At 27.3% G+C, this 15,028-nt stretch carries 10 protein-coding genes and 1 pseudogene; 9 read left to right on the forward strand and 2 right to left on the reverse strand.

Features of this window, described 5'->3' with window-relative positions; all coding sequences use genetic code 11:
* Window positions 1-3: 3 nt before the first annotated feature.
* Entirely contained in the window at window positions 4-1,434 is a 1,431-nt protein-coding gene (glgA, locus tag EGD97_RS06455) for a glycogen synthase GlgA (RefSeq protein ID WP_078681794.1), read from the forward strand.
* Between the two features lie 60 nt (window positions 1,435-1,494).
* Window positions 1,495-3,933 carry a glycogen/starch/alpha-glucan phosphorylase gene (locus EGD97_RS06460; RefSeq protein WP_078681795.1) on the forward strand — a complete coding sequence of 813 codons (2,439 nt, stop codon included), beginning with the start codon at window positions 1,495-1,497 and terminating at the stop codon, window positions 3,931-3,933.
* 69 nt (window positions 3,934-4,002) lie between these two features.
* Here EGD97_RS06460 and EGD97_RS06465 read toward each other — a convergent pair.
* Window positions 4,003-4,083 (reverse strand): annotated as a pseudogene (locus EGD97_RS06465) (methionine gamma-lyase family protein); the annotation flags it as partial.
* 83 nt (window positions 4,084-4,166) lie between these two features.
* Here EGD97_RS06465 and EGD97_RS06470 point away from each other — a divergent pair.
* From EGD97_RS06470 to EGD97_RS06495, 6 genes are all read left to right on the forward strand, one after another.
* Entirely contained in the window at window positions 4,167-4,595 is a 429-nt protein-coding gene (locus tag EGD97_RS06470; protein WP_078681796.1) for a hypothetical protein, read from the forward strand.
* Between the two features lie 245 nt (window positions 4,596-4,840).
* Window positions 4,841-6,607, forward strand: coding sequence for a sensor histidine kinase (locus tag EGD97_RS06475; RefSeq protein WP_127836835.1), 1,767 nt, complete (start codon window positions 4,841-4,843; stop codon window positions 6,605-6,607).
* Window positions 6,608-6,659: 52 nt separating this feature from the next.
* On the forward strand, window positions 6,660-7,733 hold the full coding sequence (locus EGD97_RS06480; RefSeq protein WP_164850168.1) for a response regulator transcription factor: 1,074 nt from the start codon (window positions 6,660-6,662) through the stop codon (window positions 7,731-7,733).
* A gap of 613 nt (window positions 7,734-8,346) precedes the next feature.
* Window positions 8,347-9,237 carry an ABC transporter permease gene (locus EGD97_RS06485; protein ID WP_078681799.1) on the forward strand — a complete coding sequence of 297 codons (891 nt, stop codon included), beginning with the start codon at window positions 8,347-8,349 and terminating at the stop codon, window positions 9,235-9,237.
* Window positions 9,238-9,252: 15 nt separating this feature from the next.
* Complete coding sequence (locus tag EGD97_RS06490; protein WP_228201977.1) at window positions 9,253-10,146, forward strand: carbohydrate ABC transporter permease; 894 nt, start codon at window positions 9,253-9,255, stop codon at window positions 10,144-10,146.
* A gap of 87 nt (window positions 10,147-10,233) precedes the next feature.
* Window positions 10,234-11,931, forward strand: coding sequence for an extracellular solute-binding protein (locus tag EGD97_RS06495; protein ID WP_078681800.1), 1,698 nt, complete (start codon window positions 10,234-10,236; stop codon window positions 11,929-11,931).
* A gap of 239 nt (window positions 11,932-12,170) precedes the next feature.
* On the opposite strand, the gene EGD97_RS06500 is transcribed toward EGD97_RS06495, so the two are convergent.
* Window positions 12,171-13,880, reverse strand: a complete 1,710-nt coding sequence (locus tag EGD97_RS06500) for a hypothetical protein (protein WP_078681801.1) — start codon at window positions 13,878-13,880, stop codon at window positions 12,171-12,173.
* 318 nt (window positions 13,881-14,198) lie between these two features.
* Here EGD97_RS06500 and EGD97_RS06505 point away from each other — a divergent pair, with 318 nt between their 5' ends.
* A complete protein-coding gene (locus tag EGD97_RS06505) occupies window positions 14,199-14,975 on the forward strand; it encodes an alpha/beta hydrolase (RefSeq protein WP_078681802.1) in 777 nt (258 codons plus the stop codon).
* The last annotated feature ends 53 nt before the right edge of the window (window positions 14,976-15,028 follow it).

Genomic DNA, 15,028 nt, shown 5'->3' on the forward strand with positions numbered 1-15,028 from the left:
GTAATGAAAATATTATTTGTTGCTTCAGAAGCAGATCCTTTTATAAAAACAGGAGGACTTGGGGATGTTGCTTATGCTCTTCCAAAGGCTCTTAGAAAATTAGGATTAGATGTAAGAGTTATTATACCTAAATATTTAGGTATAAAAGAAGAATTAAAAAATAACATGCTTACTTTAGCTACATTTAATGTACCTGTAGGTTGGAGAAATCAATATGGTGGTCTTCAATACTTAGAATATGACGGCATACCATTTTATTTTATAGACAATGAATATTATTTTAAAAGAGATAATCCTTATGGTTATGATGATGACAGTGAAAGATTTGCCTTCTTTGACAGAGCTGTTTTAGAATCCGTAAATTATATGATAGATTTTACTCCTGATATAATTCATCTTAATGATTGGCATACTGGAATGATTGCACCTATTATGAGAGAACATTTTAAAAATAAACCTAGATTTAATGATATAAAAATCGTATATACTGTCCATAATTTAAAATATCAGGGTATTTTTTCAAAAGATATTTTAGGGGATTTATTAAGTTTTGATGATGATTATTTTAGAGAAGATATGCTCAAATACTATGATGGAGTTTCATTTATGAAAGGGGGCTTAAATTTTTCAGACAAAATAACAACTGTAAGTAAAAGTTATGCCGAAGAAATAAAAACTTCATTTTATGGCGAAGGTCTTCATGGTCTCCTGCAAATTAGGAGTAAGGATTTAAGTGGTATAGTAAACGGAATTGATACTGAAATATTTAACCCTGAAAAAGATAAAGAACTTTTCTATAACTATGATTATAATAATATATCTCTTAAATTGAAAAATAAAGTTAAGCTTCAAGAAGAACTTAATATTTCAAAGGATGAGTCTATACCAATGATTGGTATGGTTACAAGACTTACTTCTCAAAAGGGATTAGATCTTGTATCTCATGTTATTGAAGAGATTTTAAATTTAAATCTACAGCTTGTAGTATTAGGTACTGGAGACAGAAAATATGAAGAAATGTTTAGATATTATTCTGGAATTTATCCTTCAAAATTATCTGCTAACATAACATTTAGTAATACATTAGCTAAAAAGATTTATGCTTCTTCAGATATGTTCCTTATGCCATCTTTATTTGAGCCTTGCGGCATAGGTCAGCTTTTAGCTTTAAGATATGGAAGTATTCCTATAGTTCGTGAAACTGGAGGTCTAAAAGACACAGTTAAAGCTTATGATGAATATACTAAAGAAGGTAATGGTTTTTCATTTAAAAATTATAACGCACATGACATGCTATATACTATAAAAAGAGCATTAAGCTTTTATAATGATAAAAAAACTTGGAATAATTTAGTGAAAAAAGCTATGTTAGAAGATAATAGCTGGAAAAAATCCGCCATAGAATATAAAAAACTTTATTCTTCCATGTTATAAATTTGTAAGTAGACAGCAGTTTCCTTGCTGTCTACTGTATATTTGAGGAGGTAAATTTGCATGAATTTAAGCAAAGAAAAATTTAAATCAGACTATAAAGAAAAGCTATTAAATACATTTGCAGAAGAAATAGATGATGCCTCAAAACTTCATAAATATTTTGCACTTGGCGGCTTAGTAAGAGATTATGTATCAAAAAATTGGCTAAATACAAATAAATGCTATAAAGAAAATAAAGAAAAACAAGTTTATTACTTTTCCATGGAATTTTTAATTGGAAGACTTCTTGGAAGCAATCTTTTAAATCTTGGAATTAGAGATGTATGTGCTGAAGGTCTTAAAGAACTTGGTATAGATTTATCTGAGCTTGAAGAAGTAGAAAATGATGCAGGACTTGGAAATGGAGGTCTTGGAAGGCTTGCTGCCTGTTTTTTAGACTCTATGGCCTCTCTTTCAATACCTGGTCATGGATGTGGAATTAGATATAAATATGGTCTTTTTCAGCAAAAGATAGTCAATGGATATCAAGTTGAAATACCAGATAATTGGCTTAGAGAAGGTAACGTTTGGGAAATAAGAAAAGAAGATAAAGCTGTAGATGTTAAATTTTATGGTAAAATTATAACAACTTATGAAAATCAAAGACTTACATTTATTCATAAAGATTATGAAACAGTACGTGCAATTCCATATGATACTCCTATTATAGGTTACGATAATAACACTATAAATACTTTAAGACTTTGGAGTGCAGAGCCAGTAGAACAAGATTTTGATTTTTCAACTTTTAGTCAAGGTGATTATGTAAGGGCACAAGCTTATAGAGCCTCAGTAGAATCTATATCTCAGGTTTTATACCCTGATGACAGTAACAAAGAAGGAAGACTTTTAAGACTTAAACAAGAATACTTTTTTGTAAGTGCAGGGCTTCAGAGCATAGTTAGAAGATACAAAAAATGCAAGCTTCCAATAAAAGACTTTCATAAATATATAGCAATTCACATAAATGATACTCATCCTTCTGTGGCTGTAGCCGAACTTATGAGAATTCTGGTAGATGAAGAACTTTTATCTTGGGAAGATGCTTGGTATATTACAACTAATACTATGGCCTATACTAACCATACTATTTTAGCAGAAGCACTTGAAAAATGGCCTGTAGATATGTTTAGAGAACTTCTGCCAAGAATTTATATGATTATAGAAGAAATAAATAGAAGATTTTGTGAAGAATTAGCTTATAAATATCCTAATCAGTGGAATAAAATAAACAGTATGTCTATTATTAATAATGGAGTTATTAATATGGCATATCTTGCTATAGTAGGCAGTCATTCTGTCAATGGTGTTGCTAAACTTCACACTGAAATATTAAAGCATAGAGAATTATCAAATTTTTATGACTTTTATCCTGAAAAGTTTAACAATAAAACTAACGGAATAACTCATAGAAGATGGCTTTTAAAAGCTAATCCAAGGCTTGCTTCCCTTATCAATGAAACAATAGGAACAAATTGGATTAAATCTCCTAAAGAGCTTATTCATCTAGATTCTTTTAAATATGATAGTTCTTTTAAAGACAAAATTGATGACATTAAAAGAAATAATAAAATTGATTTTTCAAATATGGTAAAAAATAAATATGGAATAATTTTAGATCCAAACTCTATATTTGATGTACAGGTAAAAAGACTTCATGCTTATAAAAGGCAGCTTTTGAATATACTTCATATAATGTATCTTTATAATACTCTTAAAGAAAATCCTAATTTAGATATATTTCCAAGAACATTTTTCTTTGGAGCAAAAGCTTCTCCTAGCTATCATCTTGCAAAGCAAACAATAAAACTTATAAACAGTGTAGCAGATAAAATTAATAACGACCCAAGTATAAATGGAAAGTTAAAAGTAATATTTCTTGAAAATTATAGTGTTTCTTTAGCTGAAAAAATAATTCCTTGTGCTGATATAAGTGAACAAATATCAACAGCTACAAAGGAAGCTTCAGGAACAGGAAATATGAAATTTATGATGAACGGAGCTATAACCGTTGCTACCTTAGATGGAGCAAACATCGAAATAAAAGAAGCTGTAGGAGAAGATAATATTATAATTTTCGGGCTTAAAGCAAATGAAGTATTAAGCTATAATAAATACGGAGGATATTCTTCCTGGGATGTTTACAACAACGATATGAGAATAAATAAACTTTTAAATCAACTTATAGATGGCACTTTGGCTCCTTCTCGTTCTGAATTTAAAAACATATATGAATCACTTTTAATGTTTAATGATGAATACTTTGTTCTTAAAGATTTTGATGCATATTCAAAAGCCCACGAAAAAGCAAATGAATTATATACTCAAAAATCTAAATGGCTGGAAATGTCTATAACTAATATAGCTCATTCTGGAATTTTTTCAAGCGACAATACTATTAGAGAATATTCTAAATATATATGGGGTACTAAAGAATTAGGCAGACTACCTATATTATAATTATATTAAAATTAACTTTTAGTGCAAAGGCACAATAGATATTTATCTGCTGTGCTTTTTTATGTTATATAAAATATCTCTGCCTATATCTCCATATCCATAACCACTTAAATTAGTAAAAAGTAAATCACTTATTCTTTCTTCTTGAAAAGTGTTTTATAATGCTAGATAATAATTTATAATAATTTATATAAACTCTATTAATTTTAATTCTATAAAAGGGGTAAACAAAAATGTACGTATTATTTGGTAATCAAATTATTGACAGTAAAGAAATGAAAGAAATTATAGAAAAAAACTCAGAATTTAAAGTAATTAAAGATATGAGCAAAGGATCAAAGAGAGACGATGTGCTTGCTTTTAATCTTAGCATAAGTATAGATAAATTAAATAGCATAATATCAGAAAATATGAATATATTAAACAATTCTAAAGACAAAATCAGCGAAGATGACCTTTTTTTAGAATATCTTAATTTAGCAGAAGAATTAGCCTCAGATATAGAAGAATTTATACCAAAAGACGCTATATTAGATATTAAATCTTACAAATGGGATAAATCAGATAACGATATAAAATTAGTTATTGCTATATCTCATGAAGAATTAGGTAAAACAAAATTAAGCAAAGTTATGAAAACACTTTTAAAACAAATTGAATAAGGTTAATTTTTAACCTTATTTAATTTGTTTTACTAATCTTATGTATATATAGTTTATCTTAATTTTATCAAATAATATGATTATCTCACAAAATGTCTTTTATTAAATATTGACCATTATATATAATATAATAGAAATTTAAAAACACTATAAATTGTATAGTAGAAATTAATTTAAAGCTTATTGTGAGTTAATAATACTATAATATTATTTTTATAATATTTAAATTACATGGAGGAAATATCGTGAAATTTTATAATATAAAATCTTCCTTTAATTATTTTAAGTTTAAGACCCTACATCAAAGGCTGATTTTTATTTTAGTTATTGAAACTTCTATAATTTTATTATTACTGTCTTTAGCATCTTATTATACAATTCATTCTATTGAAAAAAATAAACTAAAATCTTCAATGGTATCTGATTTAGAACAAATTACTTATACAATGACTGAAAGCTATCTTAATATGATACAAATTTCACAGCAAATGTCTCCTGAAGGTACTGTTGGTTCATTACTTGAAAATTATTTTCAAGAAGACTCAACTTTTGATAAATACTTAATAAGTCAGCAAATTTTAGATAGTTTAGTTAAAATTACTTTTGCCAATAGTGATATCGTTTATAGAGCGTATTTTGATCCATCAAATAACTGTACTTATTTTTATAATTTTGCTTCTAAGGATAATTTTTTACCTCAAAATATTAATGTTTTAAAACAAAATGGCAGCATTTATTATCATTCTATACATAAATCTATTGCTATGGGACTTTCTACATGGGATGTTCTTTCAATATCCCGTAAAATTAATATGTCTAACGGAAAAGAACTTATAATTTATATAGAATCTAAAATAGAATCAAAAGAAATTATAGATGCACTTTCAAAATCACAGAATATGAATTATATTCTTTTGCAATTAGATTATAATAACAAAATAAAATTTTCCAGTACAAACGATTTTACTTTAGGTAAAGTTTTTCAATTAAATAATGAAAGCAAAATAGGAAACGGTTACTTCGGTAAATATGAAAAATATGTAGGTGTAAGGGTTCCTTCTAATACTGGATATACAAATGTATTATTATTGCCTGCTAAAGACTACAATCACGAATTTTATATATGGATTAGGAATGTTATAGGAATATTATTTATATCCTTATTCTTATTTGGTTTTTCATTTATTGCTTTATATCGTCTTATTTATACACCACTATTTATATTTTCAAAAGAAATGAAAAAATTGGGCAAAGGTGATTTAAAAGCTGTTTCTATTTCTACTGGTGTAATGGAATATGATGAACTTTTTAAGCAATTTGATATTATGAAACACAGAATACAGAATCTCTTATTAGATGTAGAAAAAGTAGCACAAGAAAAACATCAACTAGAAATTGAAAAAATTTATCATCAGATTAATCCACATTTTTTAATGAATACACTTCACTCTATTCACTGGCTTGCAAAAATGCAAAGCCAAACTGAAATTGAGATTTTTACAAAAGAGTTAAATTATATTTTAGCTTATAGTCTAAACAAAGTAGATAAACAAGCTACTATAAGGACAGAAATTAAAATACTTAAATCTTATCTTAAATTACAAAAAATGCGATACGACTTTCAAGTAAAAGTAAACATAGAAGAAGGAGATTATCTTGACACACCTACAGCACGGATGATTTTACAGCCTATTGCAGAAAATGCTATACAACATGGACTTGGAGAATCTGGCTGTTTAAATATTTCCATATCCCATTTAGATAAAGATAATATTATAATAATTACATTTGAAGATAACGGAAAAGGTCTTAGTGCTGATGAACTTAATAATATTAAACAAGCTCTTGATAAAAAATCTGAAAAAGATAATACACTGGGCGGAATTGGGCTTAAATATGTATGTTATATGCTAGAGTCGTTTTATAAAGATAAAGCTAAAATTACTATTGAAAGTGAATTAAGCCATGGAACTAAAGTAACTTTGATTATGCCAATTTATTATGAAAAATAAATTATTTAATTTATTAACATTAAAATGCATTACTAAAGGAGGTTTTATAAATATGTACAAAGTATTAATTGTAGATGATGATAGGCTAGCACGGCAAGGAATTATTTCAATGATGCCATGGGAAAAATATGGAATGGTAGTTGCAGGAGAAGCACAAAATGGTGAAAAAGCATTAGAATTTTTACAAAAAACACCAGTAGATTTATTATTCGTAGATTTGTCTATGCCAGTTATGGATGGAATTTCTTTAATGGAAAAAAGTCATATTATTAATCCAAATTTACTTTTTGTTGTATTAACATTTCATGAAGATTTTCATTATGTACAAGCAGCTTTAAGAATTGGAGCTATAGATTATATTTCTAAATTAGAAATGGAAAGCACAAATTGTGATGAACTTCTTAAACGAATAAGTGAAAAAGTTGAAAACATTATGCTAAGAAGAAATATTAATTTTAATTATAAAGAAAATATTTTAAAACCTTCTTCAAATACTATTCCTCCTAAAAATAATTTTGATGAAAATAAATGGCAGTATCTTGTTAAAAAATGGAATGAAATGTATTGGATTTACGATGATGACATTTTTGAAGAACTTATTTATCGTACAAAAGAAATTAATGTTTCTATTTGGAGAGTAGCACAAGTATTACTTCATTTAACCAGTGAAGCTGAAAAAAATATAGTTAGCATTAAAAAAAATATTCCTGAATATGAAAATATTGATGATTTCTTTAAGTGGCTTATTTCATTTAGAGAATCATTATATAAAAAAGCTTCTAAAGAAACTAATCTTGATAAAATTCAGCTTTGTATACTTAAAGCTGTAATTTATATAAAAGAAAATTTAAAAAGTTCACTTAGTACAGAAAAGACTGCTCAAATCATAAACCTTAGCAGAAGTTATTTTTCTATTAATTTTAAAAAATATACTGGAATGTCATTTAAAGAGTTCATACGCAGAGAACGTATAAGATATGCCAAAACTTTGCTTGTAAAAAAAGATGCTTTAGTATCCGATATTGCACATGATATAGGCTATGAAGATGTTAATTATTTTATAAGAGTCTTTTATGAATTAACAGGAACCACTCCTGGGGAATATAAAAAACAACTTTACCATTAAATTTTAAAATTTAATATAGTAAAAATAATAATCCTACCAGCTGATATATTTTATTTAGCCAGGGAGGATTATTATTTTTACTACACTTTAACACCATTTTAATACTTAGTCTAAGAAAATAATAATACGATAAGAAAATATCTTTTATTTGACCAGGGAGGATTATTATTTTTACTAGACTTTAACACCATTTTTAATACTTAGTCTAAGAAAATAATAATACGATAAGGGAATATCTTTTATTTGACCAGGGAGGATTATTATTTTTACTAGACTTTAACACCATTTTTAATATTTAGTCTAGGAAAATAATAATCCGATAAGGGAATATCTTTTATTTGACCAGGGAGGATTATTATTTTCCTAGACTTTAACATTAAACTTTAAATTAATAAATATAACCAATACCATCATGTTTAATATTCTCAAAATCAAAAACATTAGTGCTATTTTTATATAATCTATCAATATTAACCTAATTATATAACAAAATACCAATAATTAAACAACATATATCTATATGTACAAAAATTTAATGATGTTATACTTTAAATGTAAACGAAAACATAACTGTAATTTAATTAAACTTATATAGAAAGGAGAAAATTAATAAATGTATAATAAAAAAAATATAAAACATTATTGGATAATGATGGCCCCTGGTTATATTTGGCTGATACTATTTAGTATAGTACCTATGTTTGGAGTTATAATGGCATTTCAAGATTTTAACCCAAGTTTAGGAATTTTCAAATCCCCATTTGTAGGTTTAGAAAATTTTAAATATATGTTCAGTATGAATGATATTAAGCAGGTATTTATTAATACAGTAGTTATAGCAGTAGGTAAATTAATAGGAAATTTAATAATACCATTAATTTTTGCATTACTTCTTAACGAATTAACTGTAAAAAAATTAGTTAGACCTATTCAAACCATAGTATATTTACCTTATTTCTTATCTTGGGTTATTTTAGCAAATATTGTTTTAAACATTTTTGGAGTAACAGGTCCAATTAATAATTTACTAACATCTTTGGGAATGAAACCTATTGTATTTTTTGGTAGGCCAGATTTATTTAGGCCTTTAGTAATAGGTTCTGATATATGGAAATGCTTTGGATATAATGCAGTTATTTATCTTGCAGCTTTAACAGGAATTGATCCCGCACTTCATGAAGCTGCAGCTATTGATGGTGCTGGAAGATTTAAAAGACTATTACATGTTACTTTACCTGGAATAAAAACTACTATAATACTTTTGGCAATTCTTTCACTTGGTAATGTTCTTAATGCTGGATTTGATCAAATTTATAATTTATATAATCCTTTAGTTTATTCAACTGGAGATATTATTGATACATGGGTATATCGTGCAGGTCTTGTAGATTTACAGTTTAGCCTTGCTACTGCAGTTGGTCTTTTAAAATCTGTTGTGAGCTTTATACTTATTATACTAAGCTATATACTTGCAGATAAGTTTACTGGATATAAGATTTTTTAAAATCTAAAACGGGGGGTGAATTCTTTGGTTGAAAATAAATCTTTATCTTCTAAAATATTTAACGTTGTAAACATAGTTTTACTAATTTCAATTTCTCTTTTATGCCTAGTACCTCTTTGGTACATTTTAATGGTTTCACTTAGTGAAAAATCAGCCGTTAATGCTGGTGCTGTTACATTTTGGCCAGTAGGATTTAATCTTCTATCTTACAGCAAAATACTTAGTGAATCAGCTTTTTTCGTATCCTTTTGGGTATCAATAAAAAGAGTTGTACTTGGCACAATAGTAAGTGTTGGAACTACTTTATTAATGGCTTATCCTTTGTCTAAAACATCTAAACAATTACCTCATCGTAATGTTTATATGTGGATATTAATATTCTGTATGCTATTTAATGGCGGTACAATACCTTGGTACTTAACAGTCCGAAGTTATGGTTTAATTGACAATATATGGGGATTGGTTCTTTCAGGAAGTCTTCCAATATTTAATGTTATATTAGTAATAAACTTTTTCAAAAATATACCTTCAGCATTAGAAGAAGCAGCATATATAGATGGCGCAGGTCCTTGGCGTACTTTTATCCAAATATTTATTCCTCTTTCAGGACCAGTAATTGCAACTATTACTTTGTTTACTATAGTTGGACATTGGAATGAGTTCTTTCAAGGGCTAGTTTTAAATACTAAACAATCAAATTATCCATTGCAAACTTATATACAGCAATTAGTTGTAAATTTAGATTTTAACACCATGGATGTAGAACAGATTAAACTTGCATCACAGCTTAATAATAAATCTTTAAACGCAGCTAAAATATTTATAGCTATGATACCAGTTTTAGCAATTTATCCATTCTTACAAAAATACTTTATAACTGGAATTACTTTAGGTTCCGTAAAAGAATAATTTATATAAAATTTGCCTTGATTTTAATTGCATAATTATTTGTGCAAATAAAATATATTAAAATATGTTTAATGAGGGGGATAATAAATGAAAAAAACAAAACTTTTAACTTCTTTTTTAACTTTAACTATGCTAGCTGCAACTTTGACTTCATGTAATAAAGCTGATACAAAAGATGTGCAAAATACAGTTTCTAAAAAAACATCTTCCGAACCAGGTCCATTTGGTAAATATAATGAACCTGTTACCTTAAGACTTGTTCGTACCCTTGATCCTAATGTAAAATTTGATGAAGGACAATCCATTGAAAAAAATGGATATATTGATGAAATTAAAAAGAATTTAAACATTGATATTAAATTTGATTGGATTTGTGCACCTGGTGATTGGGATCAAAAAATCAGCTTGGCAATTTCATCAAACAATCTGCCAGATGCTGTTATTGTAGATACTACAAAATTTAATGCTATGCTTAAATTTGATCAAATTGCAGATTTAACAAGTGTATATAATGATTATGCTTGTGATTTACTTAAAAGTTTTTATAATAGCGGCGGAGAATCTCTAAAAAAACTAACAGAGAGAGACGGTAAAATTATGGGTATTCCTGCTACTTCTCCAAAGGCAAATGGTTTTAATGAAATGTGGATTCGTCAAGATTGGTTAAAAAAATTAAATTTAAAGGTTCCTACAAATATGGAAGAATTAAAAGCTACTGCTAAAGCTTTTGTTGAACAAGATCCAGACGGGAATGGTAAAAAAGACACAATAGGTATTGTTGGCCCAGCTAAATCTGGTACTTTAGCAGGAACAGATGGTAATCAATTTGGACTAGATCCTATTTTTAGTGCACATCAATCTTATCCAGGTTACTGGTTAAAAGACAGTAACGGTAAAGTTGTATATGGTTCTACTCAACCTGAAACAAAAAAAGCTTTAGAAGCATTATCAAATATGTATAAAGAAGGATTAATTGATAAAGAATTACTAGTACGTGATGACAGCATGCAGCCAGTTCTTGATGGTAAAGCTGGTATATTCTTCGGGCCTTGGTGGGAAGGTTATAACATTGCTGATGTTTATAAGCAAAATCCTGCTCCAGATTGGCAAGCTTATGCATCTCCAAGAGCTGAAGATGGAAATTACTATGTTCATTTATCTTCTCCAGCTACTAATTTCTTAGTTGTAAATAAAAATTGTAAAAACCCTGAAGCTGCTGTAAAAGTTATTAATCTTCTTTTAAGAGATGAAGCAAAATGGATAGAAAACGGCTTAAGTAAAAATACAGGTACAGGAGCTGCTTATCCTTTATTCGCTGTATTTGATAATGTAGATGAACTTGAATCCTCTTATAATATACTTAATAAATACATGAAAGGTGAAACTACTATTGAAGATGTAGATTTTAGTACTCATAAACTTCTTAAAGGAGATATGGAAGCAATTAAAAAACTTAAAAAAGAACCACTAGATGATTATTCTATAAATAATTGGGATTTAAAGAGTGATCTTGTATCTAGCAATCTACCTCGTCTTGTATCTATCATGGTTGGAGATAGACCTCTTTCAACAGAAAAGAACATTAAAGAAGTATATAGCCTTTATTACGGTCAAACAGATACTATGACTTCCAGATGGTCTAATCTTCAAAAACTAGAAAAAGAAACTTTCGCTAAAATAATTATGGGTACTGCTCCTATAGATTCTTTCGATGATTTTGTTAATAAATGGAACGCACAAGGAGGAGAAAAAATATTAAAAGAAATTGCTGAAATAAGTAAATAATATTATATACATTAAAATTATAAAATAATAGTTCATTATTCAAAATAACTATTATTAACTCACAAAATGTCTTTTATTAAATATTGACCATTATATATAATATAATAGAAATTTAAAAACACTATAAATTGTATAGTAGAAATTAATTTAAAGCTTATTGTGAGTTAATAATACTATAAAAAAGTAAAATTAGAGGATATGATTTCCTCTAATTTTATTTTAACTGTAAATATTCTTTTTTATTTTATATTATTATTTTTAAAACTTGTTGTTGAAACTATGTTATTATCTTTAATATCTAAATATTTTATTTCAACCATATCTCCTTCTTTAGTTAAAACTATATCAACTCCGGCAGATTTATTTACCATATAAATAGTTTCTAATCCATCAAGTTTAAGATAAAAAATTGTATTTCCGTCTTCAGTTATTGCATTTATTCTTGAAACTTTTCCTGTAATAGTCTTTTCCTCAGCTTTAATACTATTTGCATTTTTATCTCCTACTTCATTTATTTTGCCATAAGCAATAGCATTTTTAAATGAATCAAGGGCTGCAGTTTTATTATCTTCAAGCACTACATAACTATTTTTAGCAGAAACTATCCCTACCTTTACTAAAGCTCCATCAGTTTTATTTACCACTGGAACTACCCATGCTTCAGCACCGAAAATATTATAAAACAAAGGCTGTACAGGAGTCCAATTTGCTTTATTAGCTCCTATAGTTTTATCTACAGCATTCATAGCTCCTTTGCCATTTATATATCCTGATGTTTTATAATAAATCATATCTCCATTTCTCATATCCATAAGAGTATATCCTGTCATAGTTGTTGAATTTTCTGATGTATTTGTATGGTCAGTAAACCACTTCATTCTTCCATCACTATCTATGACTCCAGTAACTTCAGTAGAATTTACATCAAGTCCTCCTATACTTGTTTGAGAAACCCAATTTGTAGGTACATGAACTCCTATCTTTGCAAAAATTTTATTGAAAAATCCTTTAGAAAGTGTACCAAAATATCTATTATAATCTTCAGAAATATCAGAAGGATAAACTTCATCTACCCATTCAGGAGCTTTATCTTTACTATAATCAGTAATTTTTCCATCCTTAAAAGACACTAAAAGTACACCATCAACAACTGCACCTTTACGTCCATATTTATAATGTCCATAACTTCCTACATAATAAGGATTTCCTTCTTCATCAAGTTCAGCATTTGCTTGAAACAGTATTGCTCCAGGTTTAGCTCTTCTAAGTGCCCTATAAAGATTATGCCCAAAAGATAAAGATTCTGCTTTATTAATAGGCATATTAATAATTTTTGCCTCTTCCTGCTTTTCTGCTGAAACAACCATAACTCCAGGTATTTCTTTATTTGTAAGTGATCTAAAAAATCCATCTACCTCAATTGGTGCTACATAAAAAGCCTCTCCTTTAGCCATAGTTATTCCAAGTTCACCTACTTTATAAACACTAGGATTAGGAAGTGTTCCAAGCATTTTCTGCATTTCATAATAAGCTGTTTCTGGTGATATAATAATGACATGTTCAGCATCTATTTGAGAAATTTTTTCTGTACTTTCTTTAACTGGTACCATTTGTGCAAGTTTTTTAGCATTACCTGTTATATAAGGCAGAGTATTATATAATATACTTAAAATAAAAAATAAAATCATAACTGGTACAAAGAAAGATTTAGATTTAGATTTATTCTTATATTTGTTTTTCTCGCTTGATATAGTATAAAATATAATTTGAATAATAATTGGAATATAAAGCATAGAAAAAATAAAAGAAATACTTTTATCGTATTTACAAATATAAAACACAAAAAATGATATTATCCCTCCTAAAATTCCCCTTATAATTTGTTCTTGTAAATCTTCTTTTTTAATACTAGGTTTTAAAAACAATAAAATAAGTAATAAATAATACATTTTTATCCCCCTCATATTTAATACATTTTGTATTCTGAAACACAAAATGCAATATTAATAAAATTATTATAAGTTATACAATACCATATTGCAAATAACTTTTTTATCATTTTTATCCTAATACATTTGCCTTACATCTTTAAAGCTTTATATATATTATTAAATTCTGTAATCTTATTTTTTCTTTATATTTCTCTATATTTATAATATAATCGTTAATTTTAAAGTTTTCTTTAATAAGCCGCTATTATTATCCACTTTTTTCTATTAATATGATATAATTGAAGAAAATCTATAATTTTAAAGGAGATAATAATCATGGCTTTAATTCATTGTGATTTTTTTTCTGAAGTATTAGGTTTTTCAACTTCAATGTGTGTAATACTGCCTCAAAATACAATTTCTCAAATTGGAATGAAAGGTTCTATAAAAAAGGAAAAATATCCAACTTTATATTTACTTCATGGACTATCTGATGATCATACTATTTGGCAAAGGCGAACTTCTATTGAAAGATATGTTTCTGAACTGGGAATTGCTGTTGTAATGCCAAACGCTGGAAGAAGTTTTTATACAAATATGAAGCATGGATATAATTATTTTACATTTATATCAGAAGAACTTCCTAATATAGCAAGGCAATTTTTCCCTCTTTCTGAAAAAAGAGAAGATAATTTTATTGCAGGATTATCTATGGGAGGATATGGTGCTTTTAAAATAGCTTTAAGCTGTCCTGAAAAATATGCTGCTGCAGCAAGTCTTTCTGGAGTTTTAGATATAAATAGCCGCGTAAAAAGTGATGATATTATAAGTAATAATGAATTATATAATATTTTTGGCGAGTTAGATTCTGTACCTAATAGTGAACATGATTTATTTTATTTAGCTCAAAATTTAATAAATTCAGGTTCAATTAAGCCAAAACTTTTTCAATGCTGCGGCACTGAAGACTTTCTATATGAAAATAATCAAAATTTTAAGAATTTTATAGTAAAAACTGATTTTGATTATACATATATTGAAGGACCTGGAAGTCATACATGGGATTACTGGGATAAAAATATTCAAAACGTTTTAAACTGGCTTCCATTATAATTCAAATCAATTATTAATTAATTCATATATTTAAATATAAATTAAAGGTGATT

This window comes from Clostridium prolinivorans (genome assembly GCF_004011155.1).
Classification (GTDB): Bacteria; Bacillota; Clostridia; order Clostridiales; family Clostridiaceae; genus Clostridium_AT; species Clostridium_AT prolinivorans.

Bases quoted from the DNA above. Each gene is read 5' to 3' on its own strand.
- EGD97_RS06495 (WP_078681800.1), top strand. From the start codon at position 10,234: ATGAAAAAAACAAAACTTTTAACTTCTTTTTTAACTTTAACTATGCTA.
- glgA (WP_078681794.1), top strand. From the start codon at position 4: ATGAAAATATTATTTGTTGCTTCAGAAGCAGATCCTTTTATAAAAACA.
- EGD97_RS06480 (WP_164850168.1), top strand. From the start codon at position 6,660: ATGTACAAAGTATTAATTGTAGATGATGATAGGCTAGCACGGCAAGGA.
- EGD97_RS06500 (WP_078681801.1), bottom strand. From the start codon at position 13,880: ATGTATTATTTATTACTTATTTTATTGTTTTTAAAACCTAGTATTAAA.
- EGD97_RS06470 (WP_078681796.1), top strand. From the start codon at position 4,167: ATGTACGTATTATTTGGTAATCAAATTATTGACAGTAAAGAAATGAAA.
- EGD97_RS06485 (WP_078681799.1), top strand. From the start codon at position 8,347: ATGTATAATAAAAAAAATATAAAACATTATTGGATAATGATGGCCCCT.
- EGD97_RS06460 (WP_078681795.1), top strand. From the start codon at position 1,495: ATGAATTTAAGCAAAGAAAAATTTAAATCAGACTATAAAGAAAAGCTA.
- EGD97_RS06505 (WP_078681802.1), top strand. From the start codon at position 14,199: ATGGCTTTAATTCATTGTGATTTTTTTTCTGAAGTATTAGGTTTTTCA.